The sequence below is a fragment of the Microbacterium tenebrionis genome (assembly GCF_903645325.1).
In the GTDB taxonomy this organism is placed as follows: domain Bacteria; phylum Actinomycetota; class Actinomycetes; order Actinomycetales; family Microbacteriaceae; genus Microbacterium; species Microbacterium tenebrionis.
Genome location: NZ_CAHJXQ010000001.1, coordinates 463,367 through 477,245, shown reverse-complemented (window position 1 = coordinate 477,245; position 13,879 = coordinate 463,367). Strand labels below are relative to the sequence as shown.

The 13,879-nt window shown below is 69.9% G+C and carries 12 protein-coding genes, 1 tRNA gene and 1 pseudogene; 6 read left to right on the top strand and 8 right to left on the bottom strand.

The window, feature by feature from the left end; translation table 11 throughout:
• Positions 1 to 3 precede the first annotated feature (3 nt).
• Both hutU and hutH read right to left on the bottom strand, forming a co-directional pair.
• Positions 4 to 1,647, bottom strand: a complete 1,644-nt coding sequence (gene hutU / locus HWX58_RS02405; protein ID WP_175985467.1) for a urocanate hydratase — start codon at positions 1,645 to 1,647, stop codon at positions 4 to 6.
• The gene (hutH, locus tag HWX58_RS02400; RefSeq protein ID WP_175985466.1) at positions 1,644 to 3,191 is read right to left on the bottom strand and encodes a histidine ammonia-lyase; all 1,548 of its coding nucleotides are present in this window, start codon (positions 3,189 to 3,191) and stop codon (positions 1,644 to 1,646) included. The genes hutU and hutH overlap by 4 nt, the downstream gene beginning before the upstream one ends.
• Before the next feature lie 52 nt (positions 3,192 to 3,243).
• Between hutH and HWX58_RS02395 the strand changes: the two genes are divergently transcribed.
• From HWX58_RS02395 to HWX58_RS02385, 3 genes and pseudogenes are all read left to right on the top strand, one after another.
• Positions 3,244 to 4,020: an IclR family transcriptional regulator gene (locus HWX58_RS02395; RefSeq protein WP_438268233.1), complete on the top strand. Its 777-nt coding sequence runs from the start codon at positions 3,244 to 3,246 to the stop codon at positions 4,018 to 4,020.
• 31 nt (positions 4,021 to 4,051) lie between these two features.
• Positions 4,052 to 4,862 (top strand): annotated as a pseudogene (locus tag HWX58_RS02390) (AEC family transporter).
• A 36-nt stretch (positions 4,863 to 4,898) separates the two neighbouring features.
• A complete protein-coding gene (locus HWX58_RS02385) occupies positions 4,899 to 5,804 on the top strand; it encodes a metallophosphoesterase (protein WP_175985464.1) in 906 nt (301 codons plus the stop codon).
• A gap of 60 nt (positions 5,805 to 5,864) precedes the next feature.
• Here the strand turns inward: HWX58_RS02385 and HWX58_RS02380 are convergent.
• From HWX58_RS02380 to galU, 4 genes are all read right to left on the bottom strand, one after another.
• A tRNA-Ala gene (locus HWX58_RS02380) sits at positions 5,865 to 5,937 on the bottom strand.
• A 54-nt stretch (positions 5,938 to 5,991) separates the two neighbouring features.
• A complete protein-coding gene (locus HWX58_RS02375; protein ID WP_175985463.1) occupies positions 5,992 to 6,855 on the bottom strand; it encodes a hypothetical protein in 864 nt (287 codons plus the stop codon).
• Between the two features lie 73 nt (positions 6,856 to 6,928).
• Positions 6,929 to 7,558 carry a GNAT family N-acetyltransferase gene (locus HWX58_RS02370; RefSeq protein ID WP_175985462.1) on the bottom strand — a complete coding sequence of 210 codons (630 nt, stop codon included), beginning with the start codon at positions 7,556 to 7,558 and terminating at the stop codon, positions 6,929 to 6,931.
• Between the two features lie 22 nt (positions 7,559 to 7,580).
• On the bottom strand, positions 7,581 to 8,468 hold the full coding sequence (galU, locus tag HWX58_RS02365) for a UTP--glucose-1-phosphate uridylyltransferase GalU (protein WP_175985461.1): 888 nt from the start codon (positions 8,466 to 8,468) through the stop codon (positions 7,581 to 7,583).
• A gap of 51 nt (positions 8,469 to 8,519) precedes the next feature.
• On the opposite strand from galU, the gene HWX58_RS02360 reads away from it, so the two are divergent.
• Genes HWX58_RS02360 through mscL form a run of 3 tightly spaced genes read left to right on the top strand, consistent with a single transcriptional unit; the run spans position 8,520 to position 9,853 of the window.
• On the top strand, positions 8,520 to 9,116 hold the full coding sequence (locus HWX58_RS02360; RefSeq protein ID WP_175985460.1) for a 5-formyltetrahydrofolate cyclo-ligase: 597 nt from the start codon (positions 8,520 to 8,522) through the stop codon (positions 9,114 to 9,116).
• A 17-nt stretch (positions 9,117 to 9,133) separates the two neighbouring features.
• Positions 9,134 to 9,406, top strand: a complete 273-nt coding sequence (locus tag HWX58_RS02355) for an FmdB family zinc ribbon protein (protein ID WP_175985459.1) — start codon at positions 9,134 to 9,136, stop codon at positions 9,404 to 9,406.
• A gap of 24 nt (positions 9,407 to 9,430) precedes the next feature.
• Positions 9,431 to 9,853 (top strand): large conductance mechanosensitive channel protein MscL, encoded by a 423-nt coding sequence (mscL, locus tag HWX58_RS02350; protein ID WP_175985458.1) that lies wholly within the window; start codon positions 9,431 to 9,433, stop codon positions 9,851 to 9,853.
• Positions 9,854 to 9,911: 58 nt separating this feature from the next.
• Here mscL and HWX58_RS02345 read toward each other — a convergent pair whose 3' ends face one another.
• Together HWX58_RS02345 and HWX58_RS02340 are read right to left on the bottom strand one after the other, a co-directional pair.
• On the bottom strand, positions 9,912 to 10,121 hold the full coding sequence (locus HWX58_RS02345) for a hypothetical protein (RefSeq protein ID WP_175985457.1): 210 nt from the start codon (positions 10,119 to 10,121) through the stop codon (positions 9,912 to 9,914).
• Positions 10,114 to 13,776 (bottom strand): ATP-binding protein, encoded by a 3,663-nt coding sequence (locus tag HWX58_RS02340; protein ID WP_175985637.1) that lies wholly within the window; start codon positions 13,774 to 13,776, stop codon positions 10,114 to 10,116. The genes HWX58_RS02345 and HWX58_RS02340 overlap by 8 nt, the downstream gene beginning before the upstream one ends.
• Positions 13,777 to 13,879: the final 103 nt, after the last annotated feature.

Genomic DNA, 13,879 nt, shown 5'->3' with positions numbered 1-13,879 from the left:
TCTTCACAGCATCGGCACGTTCAGGCCGCGCTCGCGCGCGACCTCGCGGGCGCGTTCGTATCCGGCATCCACGTGGCGCATGACGCCGGTGCCCGGGTCGTTCGTGAGCACGCGCTCGAGCTTCTCGGCGGCGATCGCGGTGCCGTCGGCGACCGTGACCTGGCCGGCGTGGATGCTGCGCCCGATCCCGACCCCGCCGCCGTGGTGCAGCGACACCCACGACGCTCCGGATGCCGTGTTCAGCAGCGCGTTCAGCAGCGGCCAGTCGGCGATCGCGTCGGAGCCGTCGGCCATCGCCTCGGTCTCGCGGTACGGGGACGCGACGGATCCGGCATCCAGGTGATCGCGGCCGATCACGACCGGCGCCTTCAGCTCTCCGGAGGCGACCATCTCGTTGAACTTGAGCCCGGCGAGGTGGCGCTCCTTGTAGCCGAGCCAGCAGATGCGCGCGGGCAGTCCCTCGAAGTGCACCTTCTCCCCGGCCTGGTCGAGCCAGCGGTGCAGGGCGGCATCCTCGGGGAACAGCTCCTTCACGGCGCGGTCCGTGGCGGCGATGTCGGCGGGGTCCCCTGAGAGCGCGACCCACCGGAACGGGCCTTTGCCCTCGGCGAACAGCGGACGGATGTATGCCGGCACGAATCCGGGGAACGCGAACGCCTGCTCGAATCCGCCGAGCTCGGCTTCGCGGCGGATCGAGTTGCCGTAGTCGAAGACAGCCGCACCGGCATCCTGGAACCCGACCATCGCGGCGACGTGCTCGGCCATCGAGGCGCGCGAGCGGCGCGTGAACTCCTGCGGATCGCGCTCGGCCTCCGCCTTCCAGTCCGCGACCGAGACGCCCTGCGGCAGGTAGGCCAGCGGGTCGTGCGCGCTGGTCTGATCCGTGACGATGTCGATCGGGATGCCGCGGCGCAGCAGCTCGGGGAAGACATCGGCGGCGTTGCCGACGACCCCCACCGACAGGGCCTCGCCGGCATCCTTCGCGGTGACGGCGCGGGCGACCGCTGCATCGAGATCGGCGGTGTACTCGTCGAGGTAGCCGTGCTCGACACGGCGGGCGAGCCGCGTCTCGTCGACGTCGACGATGAGCACGGCTCCCCCGTTCATGGTCACCGCGAGGGGCTGGGCACCGCCCATGCCACCGGCGCCGCCGGTGAGCGTGAGCGTTCCGGTCAGCGAGTCCCGGCCGAGCGAACGAGCGACGGCCGCGAAGGTCTCGTAGGTGCCCTGCAGGATGCCCTGCGTGCCGATGTAGATCCACGAGCCGGCGGTCATCTGCCCGTACATCGTCAGGCCGAGCGACTCGAGGCGGCGGAACTCCGGCCACGTGGCCCAGTCGCCGACGACGTTGGAGTTCGCGATGAGCACCCGGGGCGCCCACTTGTGCGTGCGGAAGACGCCGACCGGCTTGCCGGACTGCACGAGCAGCGTCTCATCGGGTTCGAGCTCGTCGAGGGTGCGGACGATCGCGTCGTAGGCCTCCCAGCTGCGTGCGGCGCGGCCGGTGCCGCCGTAGACGACGAGGTCCTCGGGGTGCTCGGCGACCTCGGGATCGAGGTTGTTCATGAGCATGCGCTTGGCGGCCTCGGCGCCCCAGCTCTTCGCTGTGCGCTCGGCGCCGCGTGCGGCGTGGATCGTGCGGGTCATGCGGTTGCCTCCTGTGCGGTGCGGGCGACGGCGCCCGAACGGACGAGTTCGGTGACGGCTTCCATCTCGGGCGAGAGGAACCGGTCGGGACCGGGGCCGGCGGCCACGGTGCGCACGAGGTCGCGGACGGCGCCCGTCGCGGGCCCTGCCTCGAGCGGCGCTCGCAGGTCGAGCGCGCGGGCTCCGGTGATGATCTCGATCGCGAGCACCCGGGCGAGCCCGTCGATCGCGCGGCGCAGCTTGCGCGCTGCGGCCCAGCCCATGGACACGTGGTCCTCCTGCATAGCGGACGACGGGATCGAGTCGACGGATGCCGGAACGGCGAGCCGCTTGAGCTCGGAGACGATGCCCGCAGCGGCGTACTGGGCGATCATGAGGCCGGAGTCCACGCCGACCTCGTGCGCGAGGAACGGCGGCAGCCCGTGGCTGCGAGCGGGGTCGAGTGCCCGGTCGGTGCGCCGCTCCGACACCGAGGCGACATCGGCGACCGAGATCGCGAGGAAGTCGAGGACGGCCGCGACCGGCGCCCCGTGGAAGTTGCCGTTGGACTCGATCCGGCCGTCGACCGTGACGACGGGGTTGTCGATGACGCTGGCGAGCTCGCGCGAGGCGATCATCGCTGCATGCGACATGGTGTCGCGTGCAGCGCCGTGCACCTGCGGCGAGCAGCGCAGCGAGTAAGCGTCCTGCACGCGGCCGTCCTCGGGTCCCCGGTGACTGGCGACCATCGGGGAATCGGTGAGGAAGGCCCGCAGGTTTGCCGCGGAGACCGCCTGCCCGTCCTGCGGACGCAGTGCCATGAGGTCGGCCGCGAACACCGCATCCGTGCCGAGCTGACTCTCGACCGACATGGCGGCGGCGAGATCGGCCGTGGTGACGAGCATCTCGAGGTCGTGCAGCGCGAGCAGCAGCATCCCGAGCATTCCGTCGGTGCCGTTGATGAGCGCGAGCCCCTCCTTCTCCTCGAGGACGAGCGGCTCGATACCGGCGGCGGCGAGCGCGTCGGATGCCGGGACGGTCCCTGAGCCTGTCGAAGGGTCATCGCCCACGCGGACATCCCCCTCGCCCATGGCGGCGAGCGCGATGTGAGCGAGCGGTGCGAGGTCGCCGGAGCATCCGAGCGACCCGTACTCACGGACGATCGGCGTGATGCCGGCGTTGAGCATGGCCGCGTACGTCTCTGCGACAACGGGGCGCGCACCCGTGCGTCCGGACGCGAGGGTCTGCAGACGCAGCAGCTGCAGGGCGCGGACGACCTCGGTCTCGACCTCGGCGCCCGTCCCTGCAGCGTGCGAGCGGATGAGGCTGGCCTGCAGCTGACGACGGCGCTCGGGAGCGATGAACGTCGTCGCGAGGGCGCCGAACCCGGTCGAGACGCCGTAGTGCGGGTGGGGATCCGCGGCGAGCGCGTCGATGACGCCACGGGTCTCGGCGATGCGGTCCAGGGCGCTGCTGTCGAGTTCGACGGGGGCGCCGTCTCGGGCGACGGCGACGACCTGTGCGGGGGTGAGGACGTCGGCACCGATGCGGATGTGGTTGGGCATGAGTCGATTCCATACCCGTGTGCTGGCGGGGAACAGGAGGTCGTGGCATCCTGTGTCTGTGATCCCAGACAATGCGTCCCGCTCGGCGCAGGTCCCCGCTGCGGACCAGACGCTGCGGATCCTTCGACACCTCGCAACGCGACCGGCCCCGGTCGCGGCATCCGCGATCGCCCGAGAGCTCGCCCTTCCGCGCTCGACCGTGCACCACCTGCTCAACACCCTCGCCGACCACGGATTCGTGCTGCACCTGCGCGAGGAGCGCCGCTGGGCTCTGGGAACGGCGGCGTCCGAGCTCGCCGGAGGCTTCGCCAGGCAGCAGCCGCTCGCGCGCCTGGGCCGTCCGCTCGTGGCGGCGCTGGCCGACCGGCTCGGCGAGAGCACGCACCTCGGGGTGCTGAGCGGCTCGGACGTCGTCTACATCGTCGAGGAGCGCGCACCGCGGCGCCCTGCTCTTGTGACGGACGTCGGCGTGCGCCTCCCTGCGCACCTGACGGCGACCGGGCGCGCGATGCTCGCAGCCCTCCCGCGCGAGCAGGTGCGGGCGCTGTATCCGAACGTCTCCGCGTTCTCGACGCGAACGGGACTCGGGCCCGGTCGAGTCGGTGAGCTGCGCGAGCTGCTGCGCAGCATCCGCGCCGCCGGATACGCGTCAGAGGACGGCGAGATCACCGACGGCACACGCTCCGTCGGGGCCGCCGTGCTCGACACCGCGGGGTGGCCGATGGCCGCCGTCGCCGTGACCTGGTCGAGCGACACGGGCCCGAGCGAGGCGGATGCCGCCTCGGCCGTCCGCGAGACGGCGACCGAGCTGCAGCGACGCCTGCGCTGAGGAGCTGTGCACCCGGCACTAGGCTCGCAAAGTGCTCGAGACTCTCACCGGATTCGCCGTCGTGGGACTCGCGATCGCCGTCGGGTATCTTCTCGGGCGCATCGATCTGCTCGGTCCGCACGCGCGTCATGTCCTCGGCCGGCTGACGTTCTTCGTCCTCTCCCCGTTCCTGCTGTTCACCGTGCTCGCCCAGGCGGATGCACGCGTGCTCTGCGCTGTCCGCCGGACAGGTGAACTCCAACAACATCGGCATCCCACTGTCGCTGTATCTGCTGGGCAGCGCCGCGTACCCGGCGCCGGTCATCCTCATGCAGCTGCTCGTTTTCACGCCGATCTCGCTGACGATCCTCGACACCGTCACCAGCGGACGCACCTCGGTGTGGCGCACGTTCGTCCGCACGGCGACGAACCCGATCATCGTCGGCTCGGCGCTCGGCACGCTCGTCTCGGTGCTCGACATCGAACTCCCGCCGATCGTCATGGAACCGGCGACGCTGATCGCGAACGCGTGCGTGCCGGTTCTGCTGATCAGCTACGGGATCTCGCTGTTCGGCCAGCGGGTGCTCGGCTCGTCGGGCCACCGTCGCGATGTGCTCCTGGCGAGCGGGCTGAAGCTGCTCGTGATGCCCGTTCTCGCCTGGGTCGTGGCGCAGTTCGTCTTCGGTCTGTCCGCGCACGAGGTTCTCATCGCCGTCGTGCTCGCGGCGCTGCCCACCGCACAGAACGTGTTCAATTACTCGCAGCGCTACGACATCGGCGAGTCGATCTCGAGGGACACGGTCTTCATCACCACGATCGGATGCATCCCCGTACTGCTCGCGGCGACTCTGCTGCTCGGCTGAATCCGGCATGTCGCCGGCCTCTGGCAGAGTGAGGGCATGAGCGGCCTGCGAATCCTTCATCTCAGCGACACGCACTTCTCGGGCGACGGCGGCCGGCACTACGGCGTCGTCGACACGGCGGAGCACCTGCGCCGTGCACTCGCCCACGTCGGCCACCTGCTGTTCGACCTCGTCGTGGTCTCCGGCGATGTCAGCGAAGACGGCACGGAGGAGTCGTACCGGCGCGTTCGCGCGCAACTCGAGCCGTGGGCGCAGGCGCGCGGAGCCCGCCTGGTGTTCGCGATGGGAAACCATGACGGACGTGAAGGGTTCCGCGCCGTGCTGGGCGGCGGGCAGCCGGATGCCGATGAGCGGGTGCCCTCGGGCGATGCATCTGATCGCCCCGTGGCCTCGGTGGCGGCGCACGAGGGCTGGCGTGTGGTCGTGCTCGACAGCTCGATCCCCGGTTTCGGGTACGGCGACCTCGAACCCGAGCAGAAGCAGTTCCTGCGCGAGACGCTCGCCGAACCCGCCCATCACGGCACGATCGTCGTCGTGCACCACCCGCCCGTCGCAGCGCAGACCGACCTGCTGCAGGCGCTCGCACTCGACGACGCGGACGGCCGCGACCTCATCGAGATCGTCCGCGACACGGACGTGCGCGTGATCCTGTCGGGTCACTACCATCTCCCGGTCACCGAGGTCGTCTCGGGTGTTCCAGTGACGGTGGCACCGGGCGTGACCAACGTCTCGTGCGCGTTCGGAGACCCGGCCGAGGAGGCGGCGATCAACGGCTTCGGCGGGTCGGTCGTCACGGTCGACGGCGACCGCGTGCGCGTGGTGCCGTTCGTCGAGCGACTGACTCCCGATGAGATGGTCTTCCACTTCGATGCGGATGCCGTCGCCGACATCATCCGGGATGCTGGTCGCCCGACGGATCCTGCGCAGTCTCTCGCTCCTTGAGCGGTATGCAGAATGAGAAAGCCCCCGGAAGACCCGGGGGCTTTCTCATTGGTCGATCGGTGGACCTAAGGGGATTCGAACCCCTGACCTCCTCGATGCGAACGAGGCGCGCTACCAACTGCGCCATAGGCCCATGAACCTCAGTTAGATTATCACGCCCGAACGGGGTGACGCGCCGAGGCCGTGTTCACCCGACTGCCCGGCGCTGCAGCATCCGGCGGACGTGCTGCTCGATCTCCGCGTCGTCCACGAAACCCATCCGGGCGTACGGCGAGGCCTCTTCGGCTGCTGTCGGCGCCGGAAGGGTGACCGGCTGGGCCGGGGCCATCTGCGCCGCACGCCGACGGAGCTCGGCCATCCGCTCGGCGCGGAGGAGCTCTTGCTTCGCATCGATCTCGGCCCGTGCCGTCTGCGCCAGCGAACCGGTCACCTGCACCATCGGAGCCGGGAGCGGACGAGGTGTCCACGATGCGCGCCCCTGGTCGTGCAACGGCGGTGAGACCCGCGAGGCGGGTGCGGCGACGACCTCCGCTGCGGGACGCGCGAGTGCGCGGCGGGCGACGGATGCCATCTTCTGCAGCGCCAGAGCACCGGCGACCGCGGCCGCTGCGCCGACCCAGATCAGCACCTGCGAACCACCGGTCACGACCTGCCAGACACCTAGACCGGTGACGGCCGACCCGATGACGAGGACGGATGCCGCCACGACGCGCACCCGGCGACGAGCCCTTGCCTGGCGGACCACCGGATCCGCGCGCGTCGCGGCCAGTTCTGCACGCAGCTTCACGAGCTCGGCGGCCTCCTTCTCGGACTGCAGCCGCTTGGCGAGCTTCTGCTGGGCGAGCGCGGTGCGGGCGTTGAGCTCGAGGCGGACCTCTTCAGGCGTCTCGCTCGTCTCGGCCAGCACCCGCAGCGCCTGGTTGAGGCGGACCGCATTGCGCTCGGCGGCGTTGTACTGGTACTTTCCGCGCCAGGACGGCAGCAGATAGAGCATCCAGAGCAGCACGGCGACGAGGACGATGACGCCCCCACTCAGCACCGGTCCGTTCATAGCCTCAACGGTATGCGACCGCGCGCCGCTCACCCGCGTGTCGCGGCGCGTGTCGCGCTCGGATACGACGGAATCAGATCGGCAGGCGGTCCGCTGGCGGGATGCTCGCGGCCTCCTGCGGGGCCCGCCCGTCGAGCCAGCGTGCGAGAACCCCCTCCGGCACGTCCTCGCGGGTCAGCGCGAACGCGTAGTGATCGCGCCAGTCGCCATCGATGTGGATGAACCGGCGGCGGAAGCCCTCGTAGCGGAAGCCGAGCTTCTGCACGACGCGCAGGCTCGCCGCGTTCTCGGGACGGATGCAGATCTCCATGCGGTGCAGCCCGTACTCGGTGAAGCAGGCGTCGGTGGCGAGCGCGACCGCGGTCGGGGTGATCCCGCGCCCCGCGAACCGCTCGCTCACCCAGTAGCCGATCGTGGCCGAGTTCAACGACCCACGGGCGACGCCCCAGACGTTCAACTGCCCGGCGATCTCGCCCTCATGCAGCATCACGAACGGGTAGCCCCCGCCGTCGCGGTACTGCTGCAGGAGCCGTCTGATGCTCAAGCGCATGTCGAACGAGGCGGAGCCGTTCGGCACCGTCGCCTCCCAGCGCTGCAACCACGCGCGGTTCTCCAGCAGCTCCTGCTGGAGCGCGCGCGCGTCACGACTCCGGATGAGTCTCAGCTCGACCGGACCGTGACGGTGACCCTGCAGGATTTCCATCGCTCCTCGCAGCCGGACGGGCCTAGAGGCGCTCGGCGAACTCCTTGAGCCACGGCCGCAGGTCCGGGCCGAGGTCCTCACGGTCGGAGGCGAGCTGCACGATGGCCTTGATGTAATCGACCCGGTCTCCGGTGTCGTAACGGCGACCGCGGAAGACGACGCCGAAGACCCCGGGGCCCTCGGTGTCGGCCGCGAGCTCCTGCAGAGCGTCGGTCAGCTGGATCTCGCCGCCCTTGCCCGGCTCCGTGCGCTCGAGGATGGGGAACACCGAAGCCGGGAGCACGTAGCGTCCGATGACGGCGAGGTTCGAGGGCGCATCCTCTTTGGCCGGCTTCTCGACGAGGCCGGTGACGCGCACGATGTCGTCATCGTCGGTCCGCTCGACCGCGGCGGCGCCGTACATGTGGATGTTCTCGGGGTCGACCTCCATGAGGGCGACGACGGCTGCTCCGGTGCGCTCGTGCTCGGCCATCATCGTCGTGATGAGCGGGTCGCGGTCGTCGATGAGGTCGTCGCCGAGCAGCACGACGAAGGAGCTGTCGCCCACATGCGTCTTGGCGCGGAGCACGGCGTGGCCGAGACCCTTGGGCTCGCCCTGGCGGAGGTAGTGGATGTCAGCGAGGTCGCTGGACTTCATGACGCGCTCGAGGCGCTGCATGTCGCCCTTCTCCGTGAGCTTGACCTCGAGCTCGGGAACCGAGTCGAAATGGTTGGAGATGGCGTTCTTGTTGCGGCCGATGATGACGAGGATGTCGTCGATCCCGGCGGATGCCGCCTCTTCGACCACGTACTGGATGGCCGGCTTGTCGACGACCGGCAGCATCTCCTTCGGCATCGCCTTGGTGGCGGGCAGGAAGCGAGTGCCCAGACCCGCCGCCGGAATGACCGCCTTGATTGAATGCTTTCCCATCTGGCCAGCTTACTGGGGGACCAGGTCAGATCCGACACGTAGAATCGCAGCATGTCGCCTGACGTCGAACAAGCCAAGCGCGCGCTGCGCGCCGAACTGCGCGAGCGCCGGCAGCTGCTGTCCGACCAGCAGCGCGAGGCCGCGGCATCCGGCATCACCGAGCAGCTGGACGCGCTCGTGACCGCACACGACGCGCAGTCGATCTCGTGCTTCCTCTCGACCACGACCGAGCCCGACACCCGGGCGTTCATCGCCGGAGCGGTGCGGCGCGGCATCCGCGTCCTGCTGCCGATCACCCGTGCGGACGGCCTGCTCGACTGGGCGGTCGCCGACGACTCCGACGAGGTGGCCGAAGGCCTGTTCGGCCTGCCGGAGCCCACCGGTGAAGTGCTCGGTCCGATCGCGGTCAACGACGTCGACATCATGATCATCCCGGCCGCCGCCGTGGACGCGGAAGGAACCCGCCTCGGGTGGGGGCGCGGCTACTTCGACAAGACCATCGGATCCATGGAGAAGTGCCCGCCCGTCTACGCGGTGACCTACGACTCCGAGATCCTCGACTCCCTCCCCCGGGAGCTGCACGATCAGCCGGTCACCGGCGTCGTGACGCCCACTCGCACCCTCCATCTGTCGCCTGCGCGACCCTGACCATCCCGAGACAGAACATGCCCACCTACGCCTACATCTGCACGTCGTGCGGCCACGCCTTCGACGCCGTCCAGTCCTTCAGCGAGGACGCCCTGACCGTGTGCCCCGAATGCGGCGGCGCACTGCGCAAGCAGTACGGGTCGATCGGTGTGACCTTCAACGGATCCGGCTTCTATCGGACCGATTCTCGGAGTGGCTCTGGCGGAAAGCCCAGCTCATCGGCATCATCGAAGTCGGAAACGTCGACGAGCGCCAAACCGGCACCCGCGGCGGCACCAGCCTCGAGCTGAGGTCTGAACATCACGGGGGTTCCCATGATTCAGGGATTCAAAGAATTCATCACCAAGGGCAACGTCATCGACCTGGCTGTCGCCGTGGTCATCGGCGGTGCGTTCACGGCGATCGTCAATGCGGTCGTCGGGAGCATCATCAACCCGCTCGTCGCGTTGTTCTACGCTCCCAGCGAGGACGGCGTCGTCGGTCCGACGATCACCGGTCTCTACGGCCAGGAGGTCACCTTCCCCATCGGCGACCTGATCACCGCGATCATCAGCTTCTTCGCGGTCGCGCTGGTCGTGTACTTCGTGTTCGTCCTGCCGATGAACACGTACAAGGAGCGCCAGGCCGCCAAGAATCCGGCCGTCGAAGAGGAGACCCTGCCCACCGAGCAGGAGCTGCTCATCGAGATCCGCGACGCCCTGCGCAACGGCGCCGCCGGCACAGCACCACGTCTCTGACCACGAACCTGACGTCGAAAGGGCTCCCGCGTTGCGGGGGCCCTTTCTTCTCGGCGCGTCAGTAGTGCGGCGGAACGTCGCGCAGGAGCTGCTCGTCGTTCGCGCCCTTCGCCCCTCGCTGCTCTGGGCGCGCCGACTTCCGCGGCACGTCGGGAGCCGGATCCGTCCCGGGAGCCGGCGTCAGCCGTGCTCGGCGGCTGCCGGGGACCCGGATGATCCGCTGACGCTCCCGTTCTGCGTCGTCCGTCGCGGCATCCCGATCAGGCATCGCCGGGGAGGTCGATCGGCTGGGTGTCGGTTTCCGCCCTGACCGCGTCGGCAGCGATCCCGAGGACGGCCGCGATCCGGGATGCCGCGGTGACCGGGTCGCTGTAGAGGTCGAAGGCGTGCACCCGGACGTAGTGCCATCCCAGGCGTCGCAGGACGTGCGGGCGCAGGCGCAGGCTCTCGCGCAGGGAGTCGCCCAGCGTCTCGGGGTCGGATTCGATCACGACGGCCTTGCCGCCGTGCTGCGCCACCAGCGGCAGCAGGCCGCGGTAGTCGACGTCGACGGATGCGCCCAGGCGTCGCAGCTCCCTGGCCAGCACCAGTGTCAGCGGGTCGGCGAGGTCTTCCAGTCGCGAGTCGCGGGAGCGCGCGGCGAGACCGCCGAGAATCGACATGAGAGTGGCCGCGCCGTACTCGAGCCGCCCGTCGTCGAACGAGGACGGCCGGATCGACGATACGATCACCATCGAGCGGCGAGCGCGCGTCATCCCCACCGTCAGCAGCCGCTCACCGTCTGCGGTGGAAAGGTCGCCGAAGTCGCTGAGCACACGTCCGTGCTTGGTGAGGCCGTAGCCGAGCGAGAAGATCACGCGGTCGCGACTCTCTGCCACCGACTCCTCGAGGGTGAGGACGGCGAAGGGCTCGGCGGTGTCGCGGCCGACGAAGTCGGCGACGTCCGACCGGCCGGCGAACGCGGTCGTGACCGCTGCGCGCACGCGCTCCGCATGGCGGGCGCTGGCGGTGATGACCATGAGCGATTCGTTCGGGCGGTGCACGGCATGCTCGACGACGAGCGTCACCACGCGCGCGACCTCGGCATCGGGGCTCTCGACGGCACCTGAGACCGGATCGGGAGCACCGACGCCGCCCTCGACGTAGTCGACCGTGAGGCTTCCGCGACCGAGGTAGGAACCGGCCCACGGCAGCGAGACGATCTCCCCTCCGTAGAAGGCGTCGTTGATGAGCTCGGCGAGATCCTCGCCGCCGGCGCGGTAGCTGCGCGTCAGCGTCATCACCGGCAGCAGTTCGGCCAGACGCTCGAACGCGGACGTCTCGTCGAAGGGAACCTCGGGCTCCCACTCGTCACCGGCATCCACGGCCATCTCGAACGGGGTCGGACGCTGCGTGACGGGGTCTCCGAACGCCACGATCTGGCGGGCGCGGCGGATCGCCGGGGCAGCCTCGGCGAGGTTGATCGCCGCGGCGTCCACGAGCAGTACGGTGTCGAACTCCACCGAGTCCGGGATCTCGGGAACGAGATAGGGCGACGAGATCCACGCCGGCGCCAGCACGTTCATGAGCGTCGGCGCCGCCGAGATGATCTCGGCCGTCGTCGGGCTGCCCTGGGTGAGCGCCCGGCGGAGGTTCTGCGATTCGTCCGGCTCGTCGACGATCGCGATGCGCCACTGGTTCGCCAGCTGCCAGGCGAGCAGGGGCCCAGCCATCGCCGCATGCGCCTCGTCGACCAGCCGGAAGTCGCGCTCGAGGCGATCGACGACGGCGGTGTTCGCGCCGAGCAGCGCCCTGTTGTCCTGCAGCGCGCGCTCGAGGAGCGACTGCCACCACGCGAACTCGAGCTCGTCGGCGACGCGGTCGTCGGCGACGTGGCGCACCGACAGGTCGGCGAGCAGCGGCTCGAGGCCGAGCGTTGCGAGCTCGTCACGGATCGTGGCGCGCTCGACGATGTTGTCGAACACGTCCGAGGTGGCTGCGAGCCCGGCGAGAGTGCGGACGAGTCGTTCGACCGGCAGTGTCGCGAGCGGCTCGCGGCGTCCGAGCGCGGCATCCAGTTCGGACAGCTCATCGGTGACACGTTGCCATGAGGCGGAGACCTCTGCGAGGCCCAGCGGAACCTCGGGCGCGACGCCGGCATCGACGAAGCGCTGCCACTGCGTCCGCTGCTGCTGGATCCTCAGCAGCGCCTCGTGCATCTCGGGGATGTGGACTCCGGGGCGGACGTACTCCTTGGCGAGTCGGCGAAGACGCCGCCGGTTGGCACCGGACATCGCCGGGGCGTCCCGGCGCGAACCGTGGGCCTGGATGAGGTCGCCCAGTGGCCGTTCGAACACCGTCGGGCTGAACCGATCGAGCGAGTCGCGGATGCCCTCGAGCAGACCGAGGTACTCCCCCAGCTCGTCGATCGTGGAGAAGGGGCGCATGCGCGTCTGCGAGATCAGCGCGTAGCCGCGCTCGAGCAGATCGGGAACGCTCGTGGCGTGCAGGCGTCCGGCGAGTTCGTGCGCGGAGCGGGCGTCCTGCGTGCTGCGGAAGTTGACGCCGTACCAGGGCGAATCCCCCGGGCCGAACCGGAACTCTCCCAGGCGCGCCGCCTGGATGAGCGCGGATGCCGCGCGGCTGCGATCGCCGGCGAGCCTGCGCAGCGTGTCGAAGCTCAGCCGCGCGGTCGTCGACGGCGGGGTCGGCAGCGACGCGAGTCGGGTGAGGTGACGCGTGGCGTCCAGAATCGTCGCATCCAGGCCCTCGATCGGCGCGCCGAGCGCCTTGCGGTAGTCGAGCAGCACGGAGCGCAGGCGCACGAGCGCATCGTCGACCTCGCTGACCTTCGGCGCCGTGGCCTTCTCGTTGCGTCCGATGGCGCGCACGAGGTCACGGCGGATGCTGCCGGGCGAGACAGCCAGGCTGTCGAGGCCAATCCCGCTGAGCCGGTGCCGGACACCCTCGAGTGTGGACCGCCGAGCGGAGACGACGAGCACGCGCCGGCCGGCGCGGACGAGCTCGCCCAGCGCGTTGATGACGGTCTGCGTGCCGCCGGTGCCCGGCAGGGTCGACACGACCAGCGAATGGCCGGCTGCGATCCGTGCGAGCACGGATTCCTGCTCGGCGTCCGCATCCAGGAGCAGGGTGTCCGAGGCGGGCGCGCGCTCATCCGGGCCCGTGACGTGCGGCTGCGGGCGCGACTCGGTTATCTGCTCGCGGTCCGCGACGTGACCGGCGAGCGCGTTGAGCACCCTGTGGTCGAGGCTGTTCCCGTCGCGCGACATGGATGCGCCGATGTCGGCGAAGGTCGACACGACGAGGCGCGGCAGCACCGTGAAGGTGTCGATCGACTGGGTCGCCGCGCGCAGGCGATCGATCACGGGCTGCGGCTTGAAGATGCCGCCGTCGTACGCGAGGGATGCCAGGGCCTCGGCGTCGATGGTGATGCCGAAGTGCTCGCGCGCGACGCGCACCAGTTCGGGGTTCACGAAGAACGCGCCCTGCAGCTTGAGCTCGTAGTCGGTGTGGTGTCGCCGGATCGCCAGCGGACGCAGCAGCACGGGTGCGGCGAAGTCCGCGCCACCGATCCGCCAGCTCGCGATGCCGACGGCGAGGTGCACGGCGTCGATCCCGCGAACCATGCGCAGCTCGGTGTTCTTCGCCGTGATGCGCTCGGCGGCCATCCGGGCCGTGCGGAGCCCGACCTCGTCGCGGAACAGGTTGGACAGCAGCGTCGACTTGCCGGTGATGAACTGCGGCAGGCTCCCGGGGTGAGCCTTCGAGATGTCGATGCCACCCTCCGGGGTATCCCGGAAGGTGATCAGGGGCGAGCGTCCGCCGAGGTCGGCGGCCTCGGCGCGGAGCCTGGTGCGTTCGGCGTCGGCGACGTGTGCGATCACCACGGCGGAGGGGTCGCCCTGCTGGTCGCCGATCGTCATCGCCGCTTCCGCTGCTGCGGCATCCGCGGCCTTGTCTTCACGTCGCCACACATAGGACAGACTAGGCTCCGGCGCCCTGCGCACCCTGTATCCTGAGCGGGTT